Genomic DNA, 25,314 nt, shown 5'->3' on the forward strand with positions numbered 1-25,314 from the left:
CCCTATGGAAACAGGGTGTTCATATAGGCTTGCTAATTGTAATTATTTTATTTTTTATATAAATGCGGTGCGTGAAATTGCCTGTTTTACACAAACTTTAATTCGTGTTTTTTTATTTTCTTTACATATATTTATAAAGAGAATGGAGGGATATGAATGAGAATTGCGTACACAGAATCTGATGTGAACTTGTTAGCTCGTCTAATGAGGGCAGAAGCAGAAGGTGAAGGACAACAAGGGATGCTGGATGTTGGAAATGTCGGTGTGAACAGAGTAATGTGCAATTGCTTAGATTTTAAAGGAATTACAAATATTGGGCAAATGGTGTATCAACAACAAGGTGGAAGTTATTCATTCGAAGCCGTGACAAAAGGATATTTTTATCAACGTGCAAGAGAAATTGACAAAGAGCTAGCCAGAAAATGTCTGGAATATTGGAGAGGGCATCCCGCAACCAATTCCCTTTGGTTTTTTAATCCCGTAGGAAATTGTCCGCCCGTTTGGTGGAATCAGACATTAGCAGGACAATACAAGGAGCATTGTTTCTATCAACCAACACAAGCGGATTGTCCAAAAGTATATGCTGGAAAATAAGTGTTTATTTTATTAGTGTTTCAAAGATTTACTACAAATAATGAGGCTTATGGAAATGAATATAACTTTAAAACATTTTTAACTTCCTCTTCTCTTTCAAAAGTTAGCCAAAAGAAAAAGCCTTGCTAGTAAGGCTTTTTCTTTTGGAAATTCCATAATTAATTGCTAAATGGACCTAAGAGTTATTTGTATTTTCCGGAAAAGAATGATCATTCAAATCTTCCTCAATTAATCCATGATTCATGTTTTTCCCGTAAAATATTTCATCCATTTCTGTTTTTAACTTTTGAGTAATTTCCTCTTGTTCTTTTACCGATAATTTTTCTTGTGTATATCCAAATAGATAGTTGTTCAAATCAAATTCTTTTAGTTTACATTTTGTATGAAAGATATGTTCTTGATAAACATTGACATCAATCATATCGTAGAGGCTTTTCACGTTATTTGGAATGTAATTTTGTATAGAACTTATTTCGTGATCGATAAATAATTTGTTGCCTGTTATATCTCTTGTAAACCCCCTAACACGGTAATCAATTGTCATAATATCTGTATCAAATGAGTGAATTAGATAATTTAACGCTTTAAGAGGTGAGATTTCACCGCATGTAGCCACATCAATATCAGCTCTGAAAGTGCTAATACCTTCGTCTGGGTGATATTCAGGATACGTATGAACCGTTATATGACTTTTATCTAACTGCATGACAACGGAATCTGGAAGAGGTCCAGGAGATTCGGTGAATGATTCAGTTGGCACTTCTACCACTGGGCCTTCTGATACTAATATAGTTACGCTTGCGCCTTGTGGTACATAGTCTTGTTTAGCGATATTCAATACATGTGCTCCTATAATATCCGAGACATTTTTCAAAATCTTAGTTAATCTGTCTGCATTATATTGTTCATCTATGTATTCTATATAAGCTTCTCGTTCCTCTTTTGTTTTTGTATAGCAAATATCATACATGTTAAAACTTAATGATTTTGTAAGGTTATTAAATCCATGTAATTGAATCCGTTGCTCTGGTGTTAGTTTCATGATAAAATTCCCCATTCTGCTGTTCAATAATATTTTATAAATCCTTTACGCAATATAATTCCATACTACAACTTTTTCATGCATACTCTTTTCAATTAGAATCACTTGAAATATATTAGTTATTTCTAATTCACGACTGGCAATTAATTGAATTGAATAGATTTTATTGCTGTAAAAATACGGTAAATGAAATTTAGAATAAAGAGGTCAAAAACCTATGAACAAAAAACCACACCTCATTGATGTCCAACCAATCCGTAGCAAAGAACAAATTGAAGATATGAAGTGGGCTCTTAAACGCCATTGTTCCGAACGAGACTATATCTTATTTCTAATTGGCAGTCATACAGGATTACGTGTCAGCGATTTACTTCAAATCGAAACACAAACTATAGTAAAACTAAAACGAAAAAAGAGAAAAAAATTTAAAATCAAAGAAGGAAAGACGAAGAAAGAACGCATGATTAATCTTACTTCTATTTTTAATGAGGTATACTTATATGCCCAAGCATTAAAAAGTACCTGGTTATTCCCTTCTCGAAAAGGAAACAAATCCATCAGTAAAATCCAAACTTATCGACAATTGCAAAAAGCCGGAGATTTTGCCGGTGTAGAATCCATAGGTACCCACACCCTGCGCAAAACCTTCGGCTATTGGTTCTATAAACAAACAAAAGATGTAGCAATATGACGATCACTCTTGCTCAATTAAAACTACCCTTTAGTTCAGGAAGAAAAAGAAGTATGAATCAATCTGAATCAGGTTTTATCTCTCTAACTCCTAAGACTTTTCCTGATCTTGCATCAACCTCTACAAGGAATCTTTTGTTATCTTCTGTTGAAATATAGAATTTATAAAACATTACTCCATATATTAGATACATTTTTACACGTTCAACATTTCCTGGTACTTGTCCAAGGGCTATACCTTGAGCATGATCCATCGTTAGTATTCTTTCATACACTTGAAATCCCTCCTTAATTTTTATTTTTGAAATATATTATGAAAAAATAAAAAAAGTGCTTGTACCAATAAATCAAAATTAGAATTTTTTCCTTACATACTATTAGGGGTTCTGATGACAAAACGCATCTATCGTACGATAGATGATCGTATATTAATAAACTATAAGAAAGGATATATGCCTTTGGAATGGAGTGAAAGATTTGGATTGATGATGTTTACAACCACTTTCCACTTTTTGTGAAATTTCTTTTTGACAAAACACTTGCTTAGTGGTGCATACTACGCTTATTGGAGGTGACAATCATGGGACATAATCAAAACCCGTTTACAACAAAGAAACGTAATGCCAACGGACAATACGATAAAGAAGCACACAGCATCGACAGCCATGGTAACTTTGTACCTAACACACCAACGAATGACGCTGTTCTTCGTGCTGAAAGACCGAAGAAAAAATGAAAAAACCCCTGGATTTCTCCTGGGCTTTTTCATTTCTAATAATTTTTATTGATATCGTTTGTCAAAAAATAACGAGTACGTGGCATTCCCTTTTTTGGTTCATCAAGAATACTTACTACCTCGGATTCTGTATGATCATCTCTTTCTTCCATTGGCAGTTACTGCTTGAGTGCCAATTATTGATGGGAAAAGCGATTTTTATTACTAGAAACAGAATAAAATTAATTCAAGAAGCTTACACGTTAGATGTAAGCTTCTTTCAGCCTGCGCAATTAAGATTCGAATTTTACCCAATTTAACACAATGCGTTCAATATCTTTCCAAACTATTTGGACATGATAAAGAATGAGGTGACTATAATGAAAAATGAAATATCAAAGTTAGTACCAGAAGCAGTTAACAAGTTAATTCAGAAAGAAGTTAAAGATAGAAACCGACGCATTATTGATTTAATTATCGATGATGCAACTGCATATGAATTTGATTCGGAGCAAGTAATCCCCTGTATCATGGCTGCTTATTATGCTCATCAGTCCGCGCATTATCCTAGTGAAATGGAAGATGAATGGATCGAAATCTTAGTCTTCTACACAGCTATACGTTCAACAATGAAGCTTTTATCTTACGGTAAATTTAAAGCAAAGCGATCAGAAAGTGGATGGATGAGATATACAGGTCATTGAACTAGCTCATTTTAAAGTAAGAGTAAGGAGATTCCTATTAACTAACATATTCGCGGGAATCTCTTATTTCGTAATGAAATTCTCACAAAACATATGACTATTTAGCGCACAATAGGTGTCGTACATTTTGTTTAATAAGCTCTGGTATTTTTTGTTTTTTAAATTAAATACAGTGCGTGAAATTAATGGTTGTATGCATGAAAAAGAACCCCTCATTTTCAGGGTTCACTTCAGTACTTTACTAATATTACCTCGCGAAGTTCTGTTCATTTTTCTTGTACTTTTTGTATCCAGAATAGTAGTTGAATACCGATACGTCTCACAGTGCAACTTGCCAAGAGTGAATACCGACGGCGAGGATCACACTTTTCTGGTCGAACCCAGAACCTCCAAATAGTGCTGATTGTACATAATGCCTAGGATGTTCCCAAAGGGATCGACCACGGAAGCAGTAATGAATCCCTCACCGCGCTCTGTAGGTGCCTCGTACTCTTTTGCTCCCATAGACAGCAGCTTTTTGAAAGTTGCTGTTACATCGTCGACGTGCCAGTATACTACAGCCCCGGCCGGTGCGTTAACCGGACCCTCGGGTGCGTAGCGGCTATCGATCAGGCCCAGTTCATGTTGGTAGTCGCCGAGGCGAAACTCAGTATATCCTGGACGCTCGAAGTATGGTTCGATGCCCAATAGCTCGGCGTACCACTTCTTTGCCGCTGCTAGATCATCCGTCCAAAAACTAACGGTGGTGAGTCCTCGTAATGTCTGTGTGTCGCTCATAATCGATTTCCTCCTTAATGTTGAGTAGTACGTCCCGATGCTAAATTAAATAACAGCTTCTGAACTTAACTTCGATTTACTTACGAATAATACCTTCTCTTACTCGAGAAAATAGCCCTTTAATTGAATAAGAAAGGACTATATGCCAAATTGTAGCAATCAAAAAAGAATGAAAGAAAGATTAAAATAAGATGAGAAATACTTTATGTAAACAAAAAATTCCAACTTTAACTTTTTAGCACTCTTCTTTTGCTAGTAAAATGATCTTTTGAATAAAAGGTGCTTTTGCATTAGTATACGACACTCGATCAAATGGATACTTCATGGCAAGCTCTTGTTTTAATTGTTTGTATTCCACACGTGCCCATTCGTGATTTCTTATAAAATCACGGAATAATAAATTGTTCTTCCACTCTTGACCACCGTATGTATAGACGTGTAAATGATGTGTCCCTGCTCTCCACTTCCCTTTTCTAAAAAAACGTCTCTGTGGAAAATGTTTATGAAATACATATTCATATCCTATTGCTTGCAATGGCCCTATCCAATGATCCACTAACCCTAAATTTTCAACACCTATCATCATATCAATGAGAGGCTTAGCACTTAATCCTTCTACTGAAGTACTTCCGATATGTTCAATTGCTAAAATGTCCTTTTCTAGTAATGAGATAAATTTTTCTTTCTCCTTCCTAAATTCCTCGTGCCAATTTAAATTATACGGTTCAATGATTATTTCTTTATCCATCTCTGCCTCCTTTCATGCTCATAATCTAGGTTTATAAGCTATCTTTTTTACTAATCAAAACAGGACTTTCAGTATTACTCTCGAATATATCAATGTTTAATCTAATTATATAAAATAAGGAGTATAAAATGAACGAAATCCCTATAACAATTCATTTAGATGATGTCACTTTTCAATTAAAGGAATATCAAAATTTTGATTGGCTTGTAAGTCTTGGTAGAGTATTTACAGTGTTCGATCAACAAGATTCGGGGAATATTTGCTTTGGTATTGAAAAGGGTGGAAAGAAAAATTTCATTAAATTTGCAGGAGCAAAGACAATGGAATATACAGGAGATCCAGCTGATGCAATTGCGAATTTAAAACAAGCCACATTACTTTATGAAGAATTAAAACATAACCGTTTAGTTGAATTGGTAGATCATTTTGAAGTTCAGAATGGCTATGTAGCAATCTTTAATTGGTTTAATGGAGAATGCCTTCATTCACATTGGTCATTTCCACCGCCAGCAAAATATAGCGATCCAGATTCTCCGTTTTATCGCTTTAAACAGTTGTCAATTGAAGAACGTCTTATTTCACTAGATCATATTTTTTCTTTCCATGTTCGTGTTGAAGAAAAAAATTATGTAGCAATTGATTTTTATGACGGGAGCATTTTATATAATTTTGAAACAAATACAATAAAGATTTGTGATATTGACTTATATAAAAAGAAACCGTATATCAACACAATGGGAAGACTTTGGGGATCATCACGTTTTATGTCACCAGAGGAATTCGAGCTTGGTGCAGTAATTGATGGGAAAACAAATGTATTTAATATGGGAGCAATCGCTTTTGCACTATTAGGAGGAGAGCGCGATCGTTCTTTCGCTAAGTGGGAAGCGGGAAAAGAACTGTATGACGTAGTATCTCGTGCAGTAGAAAAAAATAAAAAGCAACGTTATACATCAGTTAAAGAGTTTTATTTAGAATGGGAAGCTGCTTGCAATAAGATAAGTATGAAAAAGTAACAGACCTCCTTATTGTAGTAAAATAATTAATACATGAAGAAGTTACATTTTTTCTGTATAATACTTATAGTAACAAAAACTACAATAATGAGGCATGCTAGATGAATTTTATATACATCAATCAAAACGTATTAAATAATTTGCTTTACATTTTAAGTAGCGTCTTTGTTTTTTATTTTATATATGATAACGGAATGTTTTTCAAAAAATACAAAAAAACCCTTATTGTAATCTGCACGAGTATACCGTTAATTTTATGCATGAAATACCCTATATATATTGATGAAAATTGCGTTCATGATTTAAGACAAATTCCATTCTTCATAGGTACACTTTATGGTGGCTTACCGGTTGGAATCGCTTTATTAACTATCATGTTATTAATTCGGTTTGTTTTTTATGGTGTGAACTTTTTAACAGTTATTGTTTATATTGTAATGCTAATTTTCACTGCTCTTGCCTCTTCTAAATTTAATCAATTAAATAGAAGAAGGAAACTCATTATGTCAATATTTTTACCTTTTTCTCTTGCTTTACTTACAACATTTATCGCTGTAATTTTATCGGATTTTCCAATTACACAGCCATATATTACTTATTTTATTATACTGCCCCCTATTATCATGTTATTTGTTGTATATATGAATGAAGTTTTAAGAGATGCCGTTCTGATGAGATCCAAATTAGTGAAAATGGAAAAAATGGAGATTGTGAGTCAACTTGCTGCGAGTATTTCACATGAGGTGAGAAACCCTCTTACCGTAGTAAAAGGCTTTACTCAGCTCCTGAAAACACCAGATTTATCGCAAGAATCGCGAGAGCAATATATTGAACATATTCTGGGAGAGTTAAACCGCGCACAAGTTATTATTGATGATTACTTAACATTCGCTAAGCCTGCATCACAAAAAGTTGATAACATTATATTAGATCAAGAATTAAAAAGAGTAATAAGTATGATGATGCCATTATGTAATATGAATTCTATAAATGTTTCTGAAGAAATAGTAACAGGGTCCATTATTGGGAATACACAGCATTTTCAACAATGTTTTTTAAACTTGATAAAAAATAGCATTGAAGCAATGCCAAATGGCGGGAAACTTCGTGTTCAATCATCGGTTTTTGAAAACAAAGTTACGATTGTTATTAAGGATAGTGGAATTGGTATGACGCCAGAACAAATAAATCGATTTGGCGAACCATATTTTAGCACAAAAACAAAAGGAACAGGTTTAGGTACGATGGTTGCAGTTAAAATCATTGAAACGATGAACGGCACTTTAGATATAAAGAGTATTGTTAATAAAGGAACCACTTTAACGATTACATTTCCACAAAATAATGAGGTTGCTTAATAAAATAACATCTTGATTTAAAAGGAGCTATCATGCTCCTTTTTATAATTTAATTTTTAGCACAATCAACGTATATAACTTCGAAATAAATCTACTTCTCATGGGTAAAGAGTCTCATCTCGGTATGAATAAAAGCAAACTGCTGAATCATTTCATTTAAGCACTTTGCTGCTTTTGTAGGAATTTGATGCTTTACGTTATCAATGAATTTCAATTCATTACACGGCAATTCTCCATGCAGTAATTTCGCATGACTATAAAATACTTTATCTTTCTTACCATAAACCAACAAAACCGGAAGCTGAATATTTCTAAGCTGATTCGTACAATTATAGTGCAAACTATAACGATAATACTGCTCGATATTTTTGGCATTCCCTTTTCGGGCTTCTTTAAACATCTTTTTGAACAATTTATGTGTATTTGAATTGCCCCATGAAATAGACCATGCTAAAAATGAAACTGCTCCCACTTTCGCAAGTTTCACGCCAAGTGAAATCTTATTCTTTAGATATCCATCCCTCACTTCTGACATCCCCCCGATTAGAATACCCCCTAACGCTCTTTCAGCAAAAGCCAATAAAAATTCTAATGCGACAGAGCTTCCAGTCGAATATCCACATACAAATGCTTTTTTGATCTCCAAATGATCCAACAAACATCTAATGTCTTCAGCAATCAGTGGATAGGTTATCGGTTGTTTTGAATACTGACTCCTTCCGTGCCCTCTAATATCAAAAGCAATCACCTTAAAATTCCGGGATAATTCCTCTATTTGGTACTCAAAATTCACACAAGTAAGTACAGGAGGATGAATAAAAACAATAGGAACCCCTTTTCCCTTAACGATATAATATAGACTACCACCGTCCACATCCAACATTGGCATGTATGTATCACCTCAACGATCTAAAATCATTCCCAACTCTATTTCAAGAGAAAATACCTCTAAAAATGATACATATTAAAAGTTAATTTTAATACAGTCGATGATATTCTTTTATATGTTCCTGATAGCGTTGAAACTGATTTTCATTTTTTAAAAATGAATTTAGTTGTTCCTCAAGTTTATCTTTTTATTTAGACAGAAAAACAAATGGTATTTTGTTTTGAATGTTGTTCTATACATCACTTCTTACAGTACACTTGATGATGTTTCTTTTCACTCACTACTGTTATTATGTAGCACTTCTTTTTTTCTATTCTGGCAACTATTTAGAATAAATTAAGAGGGATTTTGTTCCATAAATTACATAGAAAATGAATATCATTCCTTTTAGTGTCATTTTTAACGTACTTCATCTCGTTGATTAAATGAACAGTATGTAGATAAATTTTAAACCTTTATTGAGTTATCTAATAAGTGATAAGCTTAGAGGTTTTTAGGAAAAAGAATCAAGAAGTATTAGCATAAATTGACATCATAAAATTCTATAAAATATTGCAACATAAATCATGTGAAATTGAACTTAGTGTTTCTTTTTCCTAATTATTTTTACAGGGGGTAAAAAATGAATACTCTTAACTTCTTGATGTCATTATTCAACTCTGGAAGAAGAACTCAGCAAATGTTTAAATTATTTAGAAATAGACGGAATAACAATAGAGGCTGGATTTGGTTTTCTCTATTAGGAATAGGAACAGTCTTTAGTGTAGTAGCAACACGTAATTCAAATATGATGAAACCTATTCAACGTTTGTTCCAAGATGTTCAAAATACGACAAAAGCATTTATTCCATCCAAAGTAAATTTAGCAAATATAGAGTTTGCCGATGAAATTACGCCTAACAGTCAAAAGAAGCTAGGTAATCAAAAACAATAACTATCGTGAATAATAAAAACTCGCCTTTTATTCACAAGTGTTAATAATATAAAAAAGCACGTGAATTTCACGAATGTTTTGATGTTTAACTTTGTCACTTCGGTAAAGTTTTGATTTAAATCACAGCTGTCCCTATTTCATTTTTTATTACCTAACATAGCAGCACTACTCTTCACGTATTTGTTCATTAAACATTTTATTTGTAAAACTTAATCAAAATCAATCACCGGTACACAAAAAAATAAAAATTCAGAAAATTTATATTAAAAAAAGGAGCATGATAGCTCCTTTTTCATGTTGAACCTCGTATTGATACTAAAAAAAGTACCTTTAATAGTTTTTTTGATTACATGATTCTGCGACGAGTGATTAAAAAGTAGTATGTTTTTTAATACCCTCCGCCCCAGCAACTGCATCCAACAATAATTAATAAAATAAATAACACAACTAATAGCGCAAAACTTCCACCAAAACCACAAGAACCACCAAAACTCATATTTTCTCCTCCTTTTAGTATAAAACTAATGGATATAAATTGATTGTTTATTAACGGGTTCGTATTATACAGTATGTTTTTATATGATTTTGGAGCATGTCTTGGATAAATTAAAAAAGCACTCCGCGAGTGCCTAAATTTTATCCGAATAACATCGAGAAATTTACAATGGATACCAAAACCCTTTGAAAATATTGAATTTTAGGTAAATGGCAAATATCAAAATTATAATACCAATAATGAGTCCTATATAATCTTCTTGTTTTGCTTTTGTTGTAAAGTACCATGTTCGCTTCTCTTTTTTTCCGAATCCTCGTAAGTCCATTGCATTTGAAACGGTATCAATTCGCTCTAAAGAGTGAATAACAAGTGGCCAAAAGATGAGTATCCGGTTTTTAATACGTTCAAAAAAATTCGCCTCTCCTCTTTCAAATGATACACCTCTTGCTTCTTGAGCGTGCTTAATCAATTTGTATTCCGCTTGTATATTCGGTACGTAACGAAGCGCAATGTTTATCGCATAGGCAATCTTATACGGTAAACCAATTTTATATAAACTGCTAGCGAACTCACTTGGATGTGTCGTGTATATGAAAATAAGTGTAAATGGTAATAACGTAAAATACTTTAATGAGAGCGTAAGAGCATAAAAGAGTGTTTCGAATGTAATCGTAGCATATCCAATATGTAAAAATGCAGTACTTGTACCAGTTAACTCAGATCCATGGGTCGGTGTAATTAATAAAATCATCACTGAATTTAGCATACTAAATGTAAAAATGACACTAAAAATAACAACAATTTTTCTTACTGGGATTTTGGCAATCGCTAACCCTAAACAACCAATGAAAAACAAGCATAATAAAATACGAAAATCAAAAAATATAAACGTAAGAGTCATCCAAATTATAAATAACAACAATTTAATTGCGCCATCTATACGATGAAAATATGTATGATTGTCTATATAAAATAAATTTGATTTACTCATAATCCCCCCTCCTTTTTGTTTCCATATACATTTGTACAAAAACTTCCGGAAAAGGAACTTTACTCAATCTTGCTAATGTTGTTAACGAACTTTCCTGTAAATTAGCTTGTTGTAATACTTCGCTATTTGCTAATACAATCGGAACAGTATCATCAGCAAGTATTTTTCCTTTATGAAGGACAACTGCACGGTCTGCATATTCTAAAGCTAGGTTCATATCATGTGTAATAAAGATAAATGATATGCCCTGTGTCGCTAATAGACTTATACAAGACATAAATTGTTTATAATGAAAATAATCTTGCCCTGCTGTTGGCTCGTCTAAGATGATAAGCTTCGGATTCCTTGTTAAAACTGATGCAATGGTAAGCCTCTTCTTTTGTCCGTAACTTAACGCTTGAATCGGCCAATTTCGAAATGGGTATAATCCACAAATTCGCAATGCATCTTCCACTCGTTTATGTATTTCTGCACTAGAAGCCTTCTGTAATTTTAATGAAAAAGCAACTTCATCCCAAACAGTAGATTGTGTAATCATATGATTAGGATTTTGCATGACGTAAGATATCACTTCTCCACGCTTACGAATAGACCATGAAGTTATATTATCATTATCAAATATAATTTTCCCTTCCTGTGCTTTGTTCATTCCAGTTAATAAATGTGCAAATGTAGACTTACCTGCACCATTATGACCTAATAATGCTAAAATTTCTCCCCTTCGTATAGAGACTGTTATGTCCTTTAATGTGAAATTTTTGTGAGAATATGAAAATGAGAGATTCTCTATTTGACATAAGATTTCTTTTTTAGGTTGTTTTTTAGAAGCGGTAGAGCTCATCATCCATTGTTTTACCGTTTTATTTAACTTCTCATTATTTAAAGTTTCAATTGGATATATTTCTTCATCTAAAATATTCATTTTTAGATTTTTTAACGCTTCAATATATACAGGTTCTCTTAATCCTATATTTTGTAGAATGTTTGTTTGTAAAATCCTTTTTGGTGAATCGATTGCTACAATTCTCCCTTCCTCTATTAATATGATTTTATCAAGGTCTAATTTTAGTATTTCTTCTATTCTATGCTCAATAATAACGATTGTTTTATTTGATTGTTGGTGAACCTTTTGAATAAGTTCTACTGTTTTCAAACTACTTATAGGGTCTAAATTCGCTAGTGGCTCATCAAATAATAATATGTCAGCATCTGTCGTTAGTAGCCCAGCAAGAGATACAGATTGTTTTTGGCCACCAGACAATTCATGTGGGCTTCGTGAATGAAATGCGTGCATCTGTACTTTCTGCAAAGAGTCCATAACAACCGCCTTCATTTTCTTCTGTTCTACACAATCGTTTTCTAGTGAAAAAGCAACATCTTCTCCTACGGTTAAACCAATAAATTGGGAATCTTGATCTTGTAAAATAGTTCCTACATGCTTACTTTGTTCAAAAATACTACCTTTTCGTGGATCCTTACCACATATTGAAATGTTCCCAGTACTTGATCCTTCATATGAAAAGGGGATCAGCCCATTTATACAATGGGCCAACGTTGATTTTCCTGATCCACTTCGACCGACAATCAATACTTTTTCTCCTGGATAAATATGGAATGTAACATTCTTTAAAGTAGGTTCTGTCACTTGTTTATATTGAAATGTGAATTGTTCAAAGGAAATAATAGGCTTCATTGTACTATCCCTACTTTTCAATTTTTAAATGTGTATGTTTTTTATTCGCCTTCGCTAATCCAAGTGTAATTGGTAAACCAAGAATTAAGAATACAAGGACATCTGCAATCGTTGCACCAAATACTTGAATAATAATTTTATCTAAAGGTTCCCCCATAACGATAATATCAAAAGCACCGGCAAATATAATTGCAATGACAATCCCAATTAAACCAGTTACAGCAAAATATGAAATATCTCGATTATGGAATATTCCATTTTTCACACTGAAACTCGCTCTTTTTTGTACAAGTCCCATCGTAAATCCAATAATTCCTGAGCTAAGTACCCACCCCCACCATATCCCCCATCCAGCGATAATATCTGTCACTGTATGACCGATAAGGCCAATCAAAAGCCCTGCAAATGGCCCGAAAATTGCACCAAAAATTGTTAATATAGCTAGAGCAGGTTTTATAAATGTGTTTGGGGCAATTGAAAGTCCCCATAGACCTAATACACCATATATTGCAGAACCGATTCCAATTGCTACGACTAATTTTGTAGATAATTTGTTCATATGGATTCTCCTCTCATTCCAGTTAGCTTATATTAGTCCTATATGTAAAAGAAAATTGAATTATGCATCTTCACTTCCTTTCTTCCCAATAAAAAATGACCTCTTCTATAAGAGGTCATTTGCGTATGGAGATATGATCCTCTTATCTTTCAAAAGACAATACGTCTTTTGCGGAATTAGCACCTTCCTATTTCTATGAATAAATAGGGGTTGCTGAGGTTTCATAGGGCCGTTCCCTCCACCTCTCTGGATAAGTATTCGTTTGTAATTTGTATTATTGCATTAACGTAAATTAATTTCAATATTTTTCTTTTTTGAAAAACAAATAAATAAATCATTGTATTCTCATCGGAATTATGGAATAATTAATGTAACAAACGGGATAACGGGAGGAATTGATCATGAAAGTAATTGGGCTAATTGGTGGATTAAGCTGGGAATCAACATCTCTTTATTATAAACATATTAATACGCTAACTTTATCTCAGTATAATCATAATGCAAAGCTTGTTTTATATAGCATGGATTTTGGCGAAGTGACAACTTTATTACAAAATCAACAATATGAGGAAGTGCAAAACCAACTCGTTCAAGTAGCAAAAAAAGTAGAACATTCCGGTGCAGATTGTATACTTATGTGTTCAAATACAGTACACCAATTTGCGGAAGAAGTAGAACAAGCAATCTCTATCCCCCTTCTCCACATTGGAGATGTAAGCGCTGAAGAAATTGTTGAACATGATGTGAAACGGATTGGTTTACTTGGAACAAAACAGACAATGGAACAAGATTTTTATAAAACGAGACTAGCTAATTATGGTATTGAAACAATTATTCCCGAAGAAAATGAACGAAATTTCATTCATCATGTCATTCTCCACGAATTAAGCAAAGGTATTATTTCACATCAATCCAAAGACCGTTTCTTACAAATCATTCAAAAACTCATTGAAAATGGCGCAGAGGGAATTTTATTAGGATGTACAGAAATACCGTTACTCATTTCACAACAAGACCTTTCTATCCCTGTATTTGATACTGCTTTTTTACATGCTAAAACTGCAGTGCAATTCGCCGGCTAATAAAGAAAAGAAGCTGTCTTACAAATAATAAGACAGCTTCTTTTCTTTATTGTAACTCTATATTAATTTTCCTCATTGCTTTCTTTACAAAACCCCTGTTATAGATGGCATAGTCGAATGAGAAGTCACCTGCTCACTTTGAAACATGGGTAAATAAATAGTAACCAATGTTCCTACTCCTACCTCACTCATAATACTAATTCTTCCGTGATGACTCTCAATAATTTTATAACTGAGCATTAATCCAATACCCGTTCCTTTTTCTTTCGTACTATAGAAAGGTTCGCCTAGCCTTTTTATTCTTTCCTCAGGAATTCCTATGCCCTCATCTACCATATTAATAATAACTTCCTCACACTCTGATTTTTTCACAGAAATAGAGATTTTCCCACCATCTGGCATTGCTTCAATTGAGTTTTGTAAAATATTAACAAAAACTTGTTTTAATTGATTTTCACAACAATCAATCATTAATTCTTTTGACTCTATATACAGATCAATTTGAATATTTGTCATAATTGCCTTTGTGTTGATTAACGAAACGACATTTCTTAAGATCGAACAAATATTTTTCTTTTCAGTTGGAATGACATCAGTCTTTGCAATCGATAAAAACTCATGAAGTATAGATTCAATTCTTTCAATCTCTGATAGCATAAGATCAAAATATTTATCTTGATCTTCTTGGTTTATTTGAAATAATTGAATAAATCCTTTGATTACTGTTAATGGATTTCGGACTTCGTGGGCTACCCCGGCCGCTAATTGTCCAATTGCTGCAAGTGTATCTGATTTATTCAATAACTCTTCAGTCTTTTTCCGTTCGGTAATATCCCGAACAATTATCATAATCTTATCTTGTAAAAGTGGTAAACACCTAGCTTCAAAGAAACTAATACTTCCTTTAAGTGTTAGCGGATACTCAACAATAACTGTCGATTCCTTTTGTTGTACTTGATGAATGGCTTCTTGAAATTGCTGTGCTACAGGTGATGGCAAGACTTCGTAAAACTTTTTCCCCATAAATGATTCTGCAGGTACGTAAAATTTAGCTGTTGAACCGGCTTTATAATCTATAATTGTTCCATCAGCTTCAGTTAAAAAACATAAATCAGGTAATGCTTTGAAAATAAGCTCTAGCTCAGAAGTTTGCTGTTTTAATTGCTCTTCAATCCCTTTTCGATGAGTAATATCAACTCCCACTGCCCAATAACTATAACCAGGTACTGGGAATTGCTCTGAAATATTTGACCACATGATTGTTTTTATTTCTCCATTTTTGCATGTTAAATTCATTTCCCAATCTCGAAAACTTTTTCCACGAGTAGAAAATTTCTTTTGGATTTGCTTGCGATAGCTTTCATCAGGGTATAGCAATTCAAGCGCTTTGGGATTCCCAACGATCTCTTCCGCAGCATAGCCCGTTACAAGCTCGCATTCACGGTTCCATAATAGGAAATTTCCATCCTTATCAAGAGCATCGACTAAAATAGGCATGTTTTGCAAAATTGTATGTAGCTGTTCTTCTTTTTGAGAAAGTAAATGTATATTTTTCGTTTGGTTTTGAAGTTTATTCATTGCACTATCGACAATGAGATTTGAAAGCATTTCGAAGTATTTTTGACAAGTACGGATGTCATTTTTTTCTGAACAAGCAACAAATGACCCAAGACGTTGTTCATGTAAAAAAAACGGAATTTCAATCTTTGTAAATTGTATATTTTCTTCTTGATTTATACCAAATGAAAAAACACATTCCATATTTTGATCAAGAAGTTGATGTGAAATGTTTGTTAATTTATAAAATTGTTCTGCCATGGTTTCTATTGTGTTCACATCAATGAGTTCCAATAGCCGAGCATTCATTCTCTTTCCACCTCTATATGTAAAATTAATACCATTTTTTATTCACGCTTCTCCATTATACGAATAATGTTCTCGTAGGTATATAGTAAGAGCGTAATTATTCAAATAAATTTTATTTTTCAATAAAAAACGTTCGAAATGCTATATAATTCCCTTTCCATAAATGTGTTATTCACAAAATATTCACAAAAAAATTTAAAAATATATACAATTCTTCCAATATATTCTATAAAATAAAATGTAATAAGGCTTCTATGAATCTCATAGAATACCTTACCCCTAATAAAAATAAAAAAGAATCCTTGTTGGATTCTTTTTTATTTTTTTACCATGACATATTGGTAAAGAGCATGTGCAACGCCGTGTTCTTCATTCGATAGTGTTTCATAGTGACAAATTTGTTTAATTTCGTCCACTGCATTTCCCATTGCGATAGATATATTTGCCTTTTCCATCATAGAAATATCATTTAGACCATCACCTATTGCAATAGTATTTTCTACTGGAACATTAAGATGTTTCGCTAAAGTATATAAACCATTACCCTTTTGAGCATCACAATGATTAATCTCCACATTATGCCAATATGAAGCGGTAATTGCTAGCTCTGTATTATGTTGAAAATGCATTTTTAACTTTTTTAATTTCTCCATATCATAGGAAAATGGTAAAAGTTTATGCACATAAATCTCTTCTTCTAATATGGATTTACAACTTTCTGTTATATGAAACGCTGTATGTTCAAGGTATAACGCTGCGATGCTTTCAACCTCTTCTTGATCAATATCTTTATTTGACCTTTTTATCCATTCTATTTCATGATTCACACTTTCTTCACCATACGCCGGAACGTATACACCTCTGTCTGTATACAGTTGATAATACATACGATTTTGTTCAAGATACTCGACAATTTCAAGTGCCTGTGTATTTTGAATTGGATATCGCTTCATCATTTTTTGATCCGTATAAATAAGAGCACCGTTTTCTGCAATAATAGGACATTGTAAATTAGCTTCCAGTAGTAAACGTTCAATATCTACGATAGAACGTCCTGTACAAATCGCTACCACATGCCCCTGCTCCTGACATTTCCGAATCGCTTCTGCATTTTCTTTACTAATCACTTTATTTCCCGAAAGAAGAGTCCCATCTAAATCAATTGCAATTAGTTTCATTGTTCCGTCACCACTTTCTATAAATAAACATGCTCGTATAGATACATACACTAGGTATCGTTTTCATACTTGCGACATCAAGCACAACTTAGTTATAGTTTATGAAAAGCGTTTCAGGTCAAGGGATATTTTTCAGTTCGCTTGAAAATTTGTAGATATTATTAGGAATGGTATGACACTGTATTTTTTGTTGAACGAGACTCCTGCGCATTTTGCGATTAATTAAAATGGCTTCTTGCATGAAAAAAATATAAAAAATAACAAGAAAAGAAAAAATAGTGAATGAAAATGAGATTTATTATCAATACTATAATTAATAAAAGGGCAACCCCATACGGTTACCCTTTATCGTTTAAGCTTCAGGAATAAATGTTTTGCAATCAGTTTCTTCCGTCTTAGATGCTTGGTTACCTTTATGACTCACTACATAAATTGCATCTGCGTTACATTTGTTTCCGTTACCCCAATATTTACAGTTGTTTACTTCACATAAAACATCTTGTGCCATAAGTATCACACCTCCTTATTCTTTTATCATTAACAAATTTGTGAGGTATGATACCATTTGGTGATTCATTTTTTTACTTTTGACGTACTTTTTTGCTTAGAGTGATCTTTCTTAAAGCTCCCATATTCCCACTTACAATTACATCAATATTGTTAGAAATAGTCTTACTGTCCAAGTCCCACCACTTTATTTCTAACAATTCATTTATTATATCATTTGAAAATCTCTTTTTTATCTCAATAGCAGGATTACCACCCACAATTGTATATGGCGGAATGTCTTTTGTTATAACAGCCTTCGCAGCAATAATCGCTCCATCACCTATTTTAACTCCAGGCATAATCGTCGCATCCATACCAATCCATACATCATTTCCAATTACCGTATCTCCTTTAAACGGTAAATCAGAAAGTGTAGGCGTGAATTTCTCCCAGTCATGACCGAAAATATTAAATGGATACGCTGAAAATCCATCCATTCTATGGTTTGCGCCATTCATAATAAATGTAACACCGGGTGCTACGCAGCAGAATTTCCCCATAACCAATCGATCTCCAAAAATTTCATAATGATATAGCACTTGATCTTCGAATGTTTCCCCATCTTTCGAATCATAATAAGAATAATCTCCAACAATAATATTTGGTTTTGTTATTGTCTTTTTAATAAAATGAACACTCTTGTTTCCTTCAATCGGATATTTCACATTCGGATTAGGATTCATGCTGGACGGCACCCTCCTCATTTGAAGTTCCTACTACTGGTTTCAAATTGTATATTGGCAAAATAAATAAGGAACCAATAATAAATAGTAATGCTGTTCCTTCATACATTGTACTAAGTGAAAATACTTCTTTTAATGAACCGGCAATACTCATCGTTAATACCATTGAACCTGTAAATAAAGGGCTTAAAATCCCATTTACCCGTCCAATAAAGTCTGTATCTGAGTTTTGAATAATGAGTGTGTTTATCCCAATTTGGATACAAGGAAGAGCTAGACCACTGAAAAACTGAGCGATAAGAGTAATCCATAAATTTGTAGAAAATCCAATGATACCAATCCCAATCGCCTGTGCAAACATCCCCAAAATTAACATCTTTTGCGGAGCAACATTTTTGGCAAAAACCATTGCTAAAGCTCCTCCAATAATCATTCCTGCTCCATTTACAGTCAATAACCATTGTAAGCCTTCTTTTGATAAACCTAATTGTTCTGTCACGATAAAAATCCCTAGCGGTTGAATGAGACCGATGCCCAATCCAGCTGCCATAAAACAAATTCCGAGTAATGTTAATGCTTTCTTTGCTTTTACATATTTAATCCCATCCACCATTTCTTGTAGTAAGCTAACTTTTTTCTTTTCTTCTTGTTCTTCAACATCTTTTGGCAGAAATAACAACATTAAAGCCGCAAGTAAGAAAGCAATACCTGTCACAACAATGGAAATGTAAATTCCAAAGGCTTGAAATATAAATGTTCCAAGTATAGGGCCTAATATCATAAAAATTGCAAAAATGGTCTGATATAAAGACATGGCCAATTGTACTTCTTCTGTAGAAAGATGTTGTTTAAATAACTTCATACCTGAAGGCTGTGAAAATTGTGAAAGAATCGCAGAGATTAGTGTAACAAAAAATACAACTTTCCACGTACCAAACATAAGTGTGAGAAGTACCGCAAAGACAGATAAAGAGCTTAAAGTTTCACACCAAATCATTGTTCTTTTTGGTTTCCATCTATCCGCGAACGTCCCTCCTATAAATGAAAAAATAAAAATTGGTGCAAATTCTGCAACTGAAATCATAGAAATGGCAAATGCATCGCCATTCGTCATATCCATTACATATAGCAGTACCGCAAAGTTTCGGATCCAAATCCCTACTTGGAGAAATAATGCCGAAGCAATGATCGCTTGCACAAATCGATTTTTTAATACTACAGACATATTATTCTTTGGTTTCGTTTCTACATTCATTGACATAAAAAAGCCCCCTATTTCGCATTCTAAATAGGAGGCAGCACAATCATATCATAAAAGACAGGTCTATTCGCAGCGCGAAAATACATCCCTTTTACATATAAAAATGTACATACTAATCCTATTCAGAAGAATATTTCGTTTTATAACGAAGATTTCTTGAAAAATAGAATTAGTTGATCATTGGGATGTCTTCACCCTTCCGTTTCGATTTAAAAATGACACATACATACTCTATGTAAACCATTTAAAATATATGCATGTCTCAATAACCTATTTATTCTAGAAAGATAATGGTAATTCCTCTAAAGAACGCATTAAATAATTACCTTGCCACTTAATTTTTTCTCGCTCACCTTTTATTTCTATGCTAGGCATACGCTTTAGCAATGTGGCAATTGCAATCTTTGCTTCTAAACGAGCAAGCGGTGCTCCTAAGCAAAAATGGCTTCCATGTCCAAAGGCAATGTGCCTGTTATTTTTCCTTGTAATATCAAAAACCTCTGGATTTACAAAAACATTCTCATCACGATTCGCTGAAGCTAATGAAATAGTCACCATATCCCCTTTTTGAATTTCTTGATCATGTATCATAAAAGGTTCAGCTGCCCAGCGTGCTGTCGTAACTTCAACAGGAGAATAATAACGTAATCCTTCTTCAATTGCCGAATCAATAAGCTCTGGTTGTTCTTTTAATAGCTGTAGTTGACTTGGATTCTCCAGTAAAGCCAAAACCGTATTTGTAATTAAATTCACAGTCGTTTCATGTCCAGCTACAATTAGCAACATAATCATTGAGTAAAGCTCTCGGGCACTTAACTTACTACCTTCACTTTCAGCTTGGATTAATGCACTGACCAAATCTTCTTTTGGATTTTTCCGTTTTATATCTACTAAATATTGGAGATATGTAATGAATTCAGCTAGTTTCATTTCAGTTTCTCTTATTTCTTCAGGAGTTTCTGGTGAATCAATCACTGCATGAGACCACACTCTAAATTTTTCTTGATCCTCCTTTGGTATACCAAGCATTTCACTAATTACATTGATTGGTAATGGGAACGCATAGTCATTAACAAGGTTTAGAGAGCGTTTCTGTTCGGCATGATCTAATAAAGTATCTGCAATATGCTGAATACGTTCATCTAATTGTGAAATCATCTTGGGAGTAAATGCTTTCTGGACTAATGATCGTAATCGATTATGATCGGGCGGATCCGAATTTAACATATGAGTCGTTAAATAGTCTCCATTATCTACAGAAAGAAATGGATTAACCTCTACTTTTTCAAATACATTTTCAGGGTTTTTCTTTAAACGAGAATCTTTTAAAAACGCTAATGCATCTTCATATCTTGTAATAAGCCATTCTGTCCCGAGTTCACTCTGATTTACGAACAAAATAGGTTGTGATTTACGTGATTCCTTATAAATATCATAGGCATCTTCTTTAAATTCCTGAGAAGCTAACTGAATACCTTCTGTTATTTTTTGGCCAACCTTATTTTTAGAAGACATCGTACTCCCTCACTTTCATATATTTGTAAAAATCACTTCAATATATGAATTATAACTTAATAAAAATGCGAAAATTGTAAATTTAGTGTTATGATCTTACTTTACATATTGAAAAATAATAAAACGATGACATGTTCAAAAAAATAGGCAAGAAGAATGTATTTTCCTCTCGCCTACTGAAAATTTCTTTTCCACAGTTTATTTTATTACTAAGCGAAACACATGAAATTACTAATTTGCTGATATCGATAACTTACTTTTCGGCGACGTCCACCTTGCCATGTGTATCCTGATACCCCATCTCGTCTCACTTCAGTCGGGAAAAACCATAAATCTCTTCCAAAAGGCCCTGGGCGATGTAAACGTAAGTATCCCCATCTTCCTAGACAATTACACATCCATGCTTTTATATTACTGCTTTGTACAGGAGATGCGAATGTTGATGGTACGGCAGGCGCTTGTGATGGAGGGGGCCCTGTTGGAGCATCTTCAGCATCATCTGGTCGATATTCTTCAAGTTCGACATCTCTCATTTCATCAGATGCTTCATAGCTAGGAATTTGCGGGTTATAATATGCTGTTTGATTATAATCTGCATACGGAAAATACGTTGGTTGATTATACATAGAAAAAATCACCTCTTATGATTTATTACTCTATCCATTCATATGTTGTATCGCTTTTATATGAAGCTTATTTATATAGCCCAAAATAGAAGTTGAAGGATTCTGTATTGAAATTACTGTAAAACAATAAAGGGGTTCTCATTTCTTTCTCTGAACAAAAAGCCCAATTTCTCAACTTTAATGCTGAGAGATTGGGCTTTTTATAATGGACACTGCAAAGTACTCCTTTCTTAATGGTTCCTCTTCAGATTGACACTATAATAGCGCATCGCTTTCAAAGTACCCTCCATTTCAAATACACCTTGCTGGATTAATGTACGCAAGCGATATTCAAGAAAAACATCTCCAATTACTTGCTCAATATGTCCAAGCGCTTCCCCTATTAACCTTGGTGCCTTACAGAAAGAACTTGTTGCTTCTAATCTTTCTGCACATTCAATAATGAAAGAATCGAAGTAATCTTCTTGTACAGATTGAACTTGGTTTTCATTCCAAATTCGTAATAAGTCCATAGTTTCAGAGAGTAATTCCCATTCTCGTTCAAGAGTTTTCCGTGCCTCATTAGTCAGTAATGTATCTTTACCGTACTTTTCATAAATAACTGCTAGTTTCTCTGAAGATAACTCCCCTGTCCCGCGTATATCATAACCTTCTGGGAACAGTTCTCTGTATGCTTCTGATGTGTTAATTACACGAATATTATCTCGACTTTGTAAATGTGCAAGTACAAAACAAAGCCCCACATGTTCATGCGCATTATCTGCTTTCCATATTGTAATTGGTATATCTTGAGGAATAGACTGTAATTCTTCCATTGATTCTCTAAAGATTGATAAATATTCTTCTTCAAAATAAAGATCATAAGAGTTTAAATTTCTAGATAGCCATTGCTGGCGAGCTACTTGCCCAGCTTTTAACTCTAATTGATGAATGGGACCGATAGAGAATGCATCTGAGAAACAGACGACATAGTCTTCTGTTAAATCAGCTTGTTTCAGCATGTACTTAATACCCCCAGCTGGAGAATCACCAAATGCAATATGTATATGCTTACTCTCCCTAATATGTAGTTTAGGCTTTTGTGATTCAATAAGTTGTTTTGGAATTTCTGTTAATATTTTCATTCTATCTTCACTTGGCTCTGTTTCCATTAAATCAAGTTGAATTAAGATGAGACGGAGTAATGATTTTGCTTCATCTTCTGGCATATTATCGATTACTTTACTTAAATTATCTATCATCTATTTCCCTCTATTCATAAACTAATGTAATTTATAGTGTAACATACTTAATCTCAACTAATAATCGCTAAAAGAAATGAAAACGACAAGAAACCACAAAGTGGAATAAACAACATCGTATCCATCTTCGCAAAATACGTATCTTTTTTTCTTTTAAATATACCAAAGTAATTGAATTCTCCAATCACCCTTAATCCAAATACAAACATACAAATCCAAGAACCGATTTGAACGATGACACGTGGAATAAAAGAGGAGGTAAGGTTTGCCTGTAATAATAAAAGTAACGCCGCTACACATAGTAATAGCGCAACTAATAATGTCATTCCAGTTCCAGGAGTAAAAGCTTTTTCTCCGGAATCAGTTGGAATTGCTGCCTTTATTCCCCATTTCCCACCAAATGCCCAGTAAACATGCAATAAGCTAATACTTACTAAGAGACATGCTGATATAGTGATGATAATAAGCAATATTAACCCCTCCGTCAATGTGCTTCTTTTAAAATTAAGAATATTCAACAAAACAACAATGAACAATCTATTTCTAAATTGTTCACAATATCGTCATTTGTAATATTATTTAATCTTCATTTTTGATATTCCGATACCGTATAAAAACAATTAAATATAAAGGTAGTATAAGTTTACTTGTAATTAATGGGCGGATCGCTCTAATTAAAAAGGATGTGATTCCGGTGAAAAACATAGAGAAAAGCGATTTTCTATTCAAAACTGAACGAAAAATCGCTTTTCCAATTCTTTTACATACGTTTATTTCTGATTATTCATTTCAAATACTTGCTGTACGTCTTTATCGCCGCGCCCAGATAAATTAACAATAATACTTTGATTCTTTCGTAAGGTTGCTGCTAATTTCATAGCATACGCCACTGCATGAGAACTTTCCAATGCAGGAATAATCCCTTCAACACGAGACAATTTATGAAATGCTTCTAATGCTTCATTATCATTAATTGCTACATATTCTGCACGACCAGTTTCTTTATAATAACTATGCTCTGGTCCAACCCCCTGGTAGTCCAGTCCCGCGGCAATGGAGTGCGCCTCTGCAATTTCTCCATTTTCGTCTTTCATCATATAACACTTAAATCCATGGATGATACCAGGCTCTCCTGCTGTAAGAGGTGCTGCATGCATCCCTGTTTCAATCCCTTTACCACCTGGCTCAACACCTACCATTTTTACTTCTTTATCATTATAAAATGGGGCAAATAACCCAATTGCGTTACTTCCTCCACCTACACAAGCAACCAAATAGTCAGGTAGACGCTGTTCTTTTTCAATGTGTTGTGCTCTTGCTTCTCTTCCAATTACAGCTTGGAAATGACGAACGATTGTTGGGTATGGATGTGGGCCCAGTGCAGAACCTAATAAATAAAATGTACTTTCATAGTTTTGAGCGTAATCTTCAAGTGCTGCATCTACCGCTTCTTTAAGGGTACGCCCTCCCTCTTGAACAGCAACTACCTTCGCACCTAATAGTTCCATGCGAAATACATTTAATTGTTGACGTTCTGTATCCATTCCTCCCATATAAATCGTGCAGCCTATTCCGAACATCGCACAAGCAGTAGCTGTAGCAACGCCATGCTGCCCCGCTCCAGTTTCTGCAATGATGCGTTTTGCTCCCATTCTCTTTGCAAGCAAAATTTGTCCTAATACATTGTTAATTTTATGGGCTCCTGTGTGATTAAGGTCTTCTCTTTTAAGGTAGATTTTTGCGCCACCGATTTCTTCACTCAAACGATTGGCATAATACAATGGATTTGGACGCCCTACATATTCTTTAAGGTAGTATTCATATTCATTTATAAACTCTTGGTCATCTTTGTATTGATTAAATGCGCTCTCCAGGTGAAGTAAAGCCTCTTGGAGTTGTTCTGGCACAAAACTACCCCCAAATTCTCCAAAATATCCATTTTCCGCTTGTAATAAATTCATGTTAATTCCTCCCTCTGGTTTTTAATTGTTGAATAAGAAAAAGCGCTGAACGCAAAAAGCCCCCTACATGCATTAAAGCATGTAGAGGGCGATATATACGATTATACCGTGGTGCCACCTCTTTTGATTCTTTGTCACGTAGACTC

26 protein-coding genes, 2 pseudogenes, 1 riboswitch and 1 other annotated feature (1 of these 30 cut by a window edge) are annotated in these 25,314 nt (G+C 33.8%); of the genes and pseudogenes, 9 read left to right on the forward strand and 19 right to left on the reverse strand.

Annotated elements, in window-relative coordinates; translation table 11 throughout:
* Positions 1–156: 156 nt before the first annotated feature.
* On the forward strand, positions 157–594 hold the full coding sequence (locus tag AAIE21_RS11775) for a cell wall hydrolase (protein WP_343266933.1): 438 nt from the start codon (positions 157–159) through the stop codon (positions 592–594).
* A 175-nt stretch (positions 595–769) separates the two neighbouring features.
* Here the strand turns inward: AAIE21_RS11775 and speD are convergent, their stop codons facing one another.
* Positions 770–1,636: an adenosylmethionine decarboxylase gene (gene speD, locus AAIE21_RS11780; RefSeq protein WP_343266934.1), complete on the reverse strand. Its 867-nt coding sequence runs from the start codon at positions 1,634–1,636 to the stop codon at positions 770–772.
* Between the two features lie 217 nt (positions 1,637–1,853).
* Between speD and AAIE21_RS11785 the strand changes: the two are divergent.
* Positions 1,854–2,324: pseudogene (locus tag AAIE21_RS11785) on the forward strand (tyrosine-type recombinase/integrase); the annotation flags it as partial.
* 61 nt (positions 2,325–2,385) lie between these two features.
* Here AAIE21_RS11785 and AAIE21_RS11790 read toward each other — a convergent pair.
* A complete protein-coding gene (locus tag AAIE21_RS11790; protein WP_343266935.1) occupies positions 2,386–2,601 on the reverse strand; it encodes a PepSY domain-containing protein in 216 nt (71 codons plus the stop codon).
* Between the two features lie 129 nt (positions 2,602–2,730).
* Here AAIE21_RS11790 and AAIE21_RS11795 point away from each other — a divergent pair.
* The 3 genes and pseudogenes from AAIE21_RS11795 to AAIE21_RS11805 all read left to right on the forward strand — a co-directional run.
* Positions 2,731–2,811: pseudogene (locus AAIE21_RS11795) on the forward strand (ABC transporter ATP-binding protein); the annotation flags it as partial.
* A gap of 95 nt (positions 2,812–2,906) precedes the next feature.
* Positions 2,907–3,062: a hypothetical protein gene (locus tag AAIE21_RS11800; RefSeq protein WP_343266936.1), complete on the forward strand. Its 156-nt coding sequence runs from the start codon at positions 2,907–2,909 to the stop codon at positions 3,060–3,062.
* Between the two features lie 359 nt (positions 3,063–3,421).
* Complete coding sequence (locus AAIE21_RS11805; RefSeq protein WP_343267006.1) at positions 3,422–3,745, forward strand: hypothetical protein; 324 nt, start codon at positions 3,422–3,424, stop codon at positions 3,743–3,745.
* A gap of 360 nt (positions 3,746–4,105) precedes the next feature.
* Here the strand turns inward: AAIE21_RS11805 and AAIE21_RS11810 are convergent, their stop codons facing one another.
* Together AAIE21_RS11810 and AAIE21_RS11815 are read right to left on the reverse strand one after the other, a co-directional pair.
* Complete coding sequence (locus AAIE21_RS11810) at positions 4,106–4,522, reverse strand: VOC family protein (RefSeq protein ID WP_343266937.1); 417 nt, start codon at positions 4,520–4,522, stop codon at positions 4,106–4,108.
* 235 nt (positions 4,523–4,757) lie between these two features.
* Positions 4,758–5,270: a GrpB family protein gene (locus AAIE21_RS11815; protein WP_343266938.1), complete on the reverse strand. Its 513-nt coding sequence runs from the start codon at positions 5,268–5,270 to the stop codon at positions 4,758–4,760.
* Positions 5,271–5,398: 128 nt separating this feature from the next.
* Here AAIE21_RS11815 and AAIE21_RS11820 point away from each other — a divergent pair, with 128 nt between their 5' ends.
* Positions 5,399–6,286 (forward strand): protein kinase family protein, encoded by an 888-nt coding sequence (locus AAIE21_RS11820; protein ID WP_343266939.1) that lies wholly within the window; start codon positions 5,399–5,401, stop codon positions 6,284–6,286.
* Between the two features lie 101 nt (positions 6,287–6,387).
* Entirely contained in the window at positions 6,388–7,644 is a 1,257-nt protein-coding gene (locus AAIE21_RS11825; RefSeq protein WP_343266940.1) for an ATP-binding protein, read from the forward strand.
* A gap of 91 nt (positions 7,645–7,735) precedes the next feature.
* On the opposite strand, the gene AAIE21_RS11830 is transcribed toward AAIE21_RS11825, so the two are convergent.
* Positions 7,736–8,533 (reverse strand): alpha/beta fold hydrolase, encoded by a 798-nt coding sequence (locus AAIE21_RS11830; protein WP_343266941.1) that lies wholly within the window; start codon positions 8,531–8,533, stop codon positions 7,736–7,738.
* Positions 8,534–9,155: 622 nt separating this feature from the next.
* On the opposite strand from AAIE21_RS11830, the gene AAIE21_RS11835 reads away from it, so the two are divergent.
* A complete protein-coding gene (locus tag AAIE21_RS11835; protein WP_343266942.1) occupies positions 9,156–9,467 on the forward strand; it encodes a hypothetical protein in 312 nt (103 codons plus the stop codon).
* Positions 9,468–9,855: 388 nt separating this feature from the next.
* On the opposite strand, the gene AAIE21_RS11840 is transcribed toward AAIE21_RS11835, so the two are convergent.
* From AAIE21_RS11840 to AAIE21_RS11855, 4 genes are all read right to left on the reverse strand, one after another.
* A complete protein-coding gene (locus tag AAIE21_RS11840; protein ID WP_000007809.1) occupies positions 9,856–9,963 on the reverse strand; it encodes a YjcZ family sporulation protein in 108 nt (35 codons plus the stop codon).
* A 163-nt stretch (positions 9,964–10,126) separates the two neighbouring features.
* A complete protein-coding gene (locus AAIE21_RS11845; protein WP_343266943.1) occupies positions 10,127–10,954 on the reverse strand; it encodes an energy-coupling factor transporter transmembrane component T family protein in 828 nt (275 codons plus the stop codon).
* The gene (locus AAIE21_RS11850) at positions 10,947–12,647 is read right to left on the reverse strand and encodes an ABC transporter ATP-binding protein (RefSeq protein WP_343266944.1); all 1,701 of its coding nucleotides are present in this window, start codon (positions 12,645–12,647) and stop codon (positions 10,947–10,949) included. Before AAIE21_RS11850 ends, AAIE21_RS11845 begins: the two co-directional genes overlap by 8 nt.
* Positions 12,648–12,657: 10 nt before the next feature.
* Positions 12,658–13,206: an ECF-type riboflavin transporter substrate-binding protein gene (locus AAIE21_RS11855; protein ID WP_343266945.1), complete on the reverse strand. Its 549-nt coding sequence runs from the start codon at positions 13,204–13,206 to the stop codon at positions 12,658–12,660.
* A 139-nt stretch (positions 13,207–13,345) separates the two neighbouring features.
* Positions 13,346–13,463: riboswitch (SAM riboswitch) on the reverse strand.
* Positions 13,464–13,607: 144 nt separating this feature from the next.
* Here AAIE21_RS11855 and AAIE21_RS11860 point away from each other — a divergent pair.
* Positions 13,608–14,288, forward strand: coding sequence for an aspartate/glutamate racemase family protein (locus tag AAIE21_RS11860; RefSeq protein WP_343266946.1), 681 nt, complete (start codon positions 13,608–13,610; stop codon positions 14,286–14,288).
* 84 nt (positions 14,289–14,372) lie between these two features.
* On the opposite strand, the gene AAIE21_RS11865 is transcribed toward AAIE21_RS11860, so the two are convergent.
* The 10 genes from AAIE21_RS11865 to trpB form a co-directional block, all read right to left on the reverse strand.
* Positions 14,373–16,154, reverse strand: a complete 1,782-nt coding sequence (locus tag AAIE21_RS11865) for an ATP-binding protein (RefSeq protein ID WP_343266947.1) — start codon at positions 16,152–16,154, stop codon at positions 14,373–14,375.
* Positions 16,155–16,471: 317 nt separating this feature from the next.
* Positions 16,472–17,332, reverse strand: coding sequence for a Cof-type HAD-IIB family hydrolase (locus tag AAIE21_RS11870; protein ID WP_343266948.1), 861 nt, complete (start codon positions 17,330–17,332; stop codon positions 16,472–16,474).
* A gap of 352 nt (positions 17,333–17,684) precedes the next feature.
* On the reverse strand, positions 17,685–17,840 hold the full coding sequence (locus AAIE21_RS11875) for a DUF1540 domain-containing protein (RefSeq protein ID WP_343266949.1): 156 nt from the start codon (positions 17,838–17,840) through the stop codon (positions 17,685–17,687).
* Between the two features lie 73 nt (positions 17,841–17,913).
* On the reverse strand, positions 17,914–18,564 hold the full coding sequence (locus AAIE21_RS11880) for a Vat family streptogramin A O-acetyltransferase (RefSeq protein WP_343266950.1): 651 nt from the start codon (positions 18,562–18,564) through the stop codon (positions 17,914–17,916).
* Positions 18,554–19,825, reverse strand: coding sequence for an MFS transporter (locus AAIE21_RS11885; RefSeq protein WP_343266951.1), 1,272 nt, complete (start codon positions 19,823–19,825; stop codon positions 18,554–18,556). The genes AAIE21_RS11880 and AAIE21_RS11885 overlap by 11 nt, the downstream gene beginning before the upstream one ends.
* Before the next feature lie 279 nt (positions 19,826–20,104).
* Entirely contained in the window at positions 20,105–21,340 is a 1,236-nt protein-coding gene (locus AAIE21_RS11890; RefSeq protein WP_343266952.1) for a cytochrome P450 family protein, read from the reverse strand.
* A gap of 209 nt (positions 21,341–21,549) precedes the next feature.
* A complete protein-coding gene (locus AAIE21_RS11895; RefSeq protein WP_343266953.1) occupies positions 21,550–21,966 on the reverse strand; it encodes a hypothetical protein in 417 nt (138 codons plus the stop codon).
* A gap of 230 nt (positions 21,967–22,196) precedes the next feature.
* The gene (locus AAIE21_RS11900) at positions 22,197–23,207 is read right to left on the reverse strand and encodes a DUF1835 domain-containing protein (protein ID WP_343266954.1); all 1,011 of its coding nucleotides are present in this window, start codon (positions 23,205–23,207) and stop codon (positions 22,197–22,199) included.
* Positions 23,208–23,260: 53 nt separating this feature from the next.
* On the reverse strand, positions 23,261–23,677 hold the full coding sequence (locus AAIE21_RS11905) for a DUF3995 domain-containing protein (RefSeq protein ID WP_343266955.1): 417 nt from the start codon (positions 23,675–23,677) through the stop codon (positions 23,261–23,263).
* Between the two features lie 300 nt (positions 23,678–23,977).
* A complete protein-coding gene (gene trpB / locus AAIE21_RS11910; RefSeq protein ID WP_343266956.1) occupies positions 23,978–25,168 on the reverse strand; it encodes a tryptophan synthase subunit beta in 1,191 nt (396 codons plus the stop codon).
* 81 nt (positions 25,169–25,249) lie between these two features.
* Positions 25,250–25,314, reverse strand: a binding site (T-box leader) (it continues 200 nt past the right edge of the window).

Origin of the sequence: Paenibacillus sp. 102 (assembly GCF_039549175.1) — a bacterium.
GTDB lineage: Bacteria > Bacillota > Bacilli > Bacillales > Bacillaceae_G > Bacillus_A.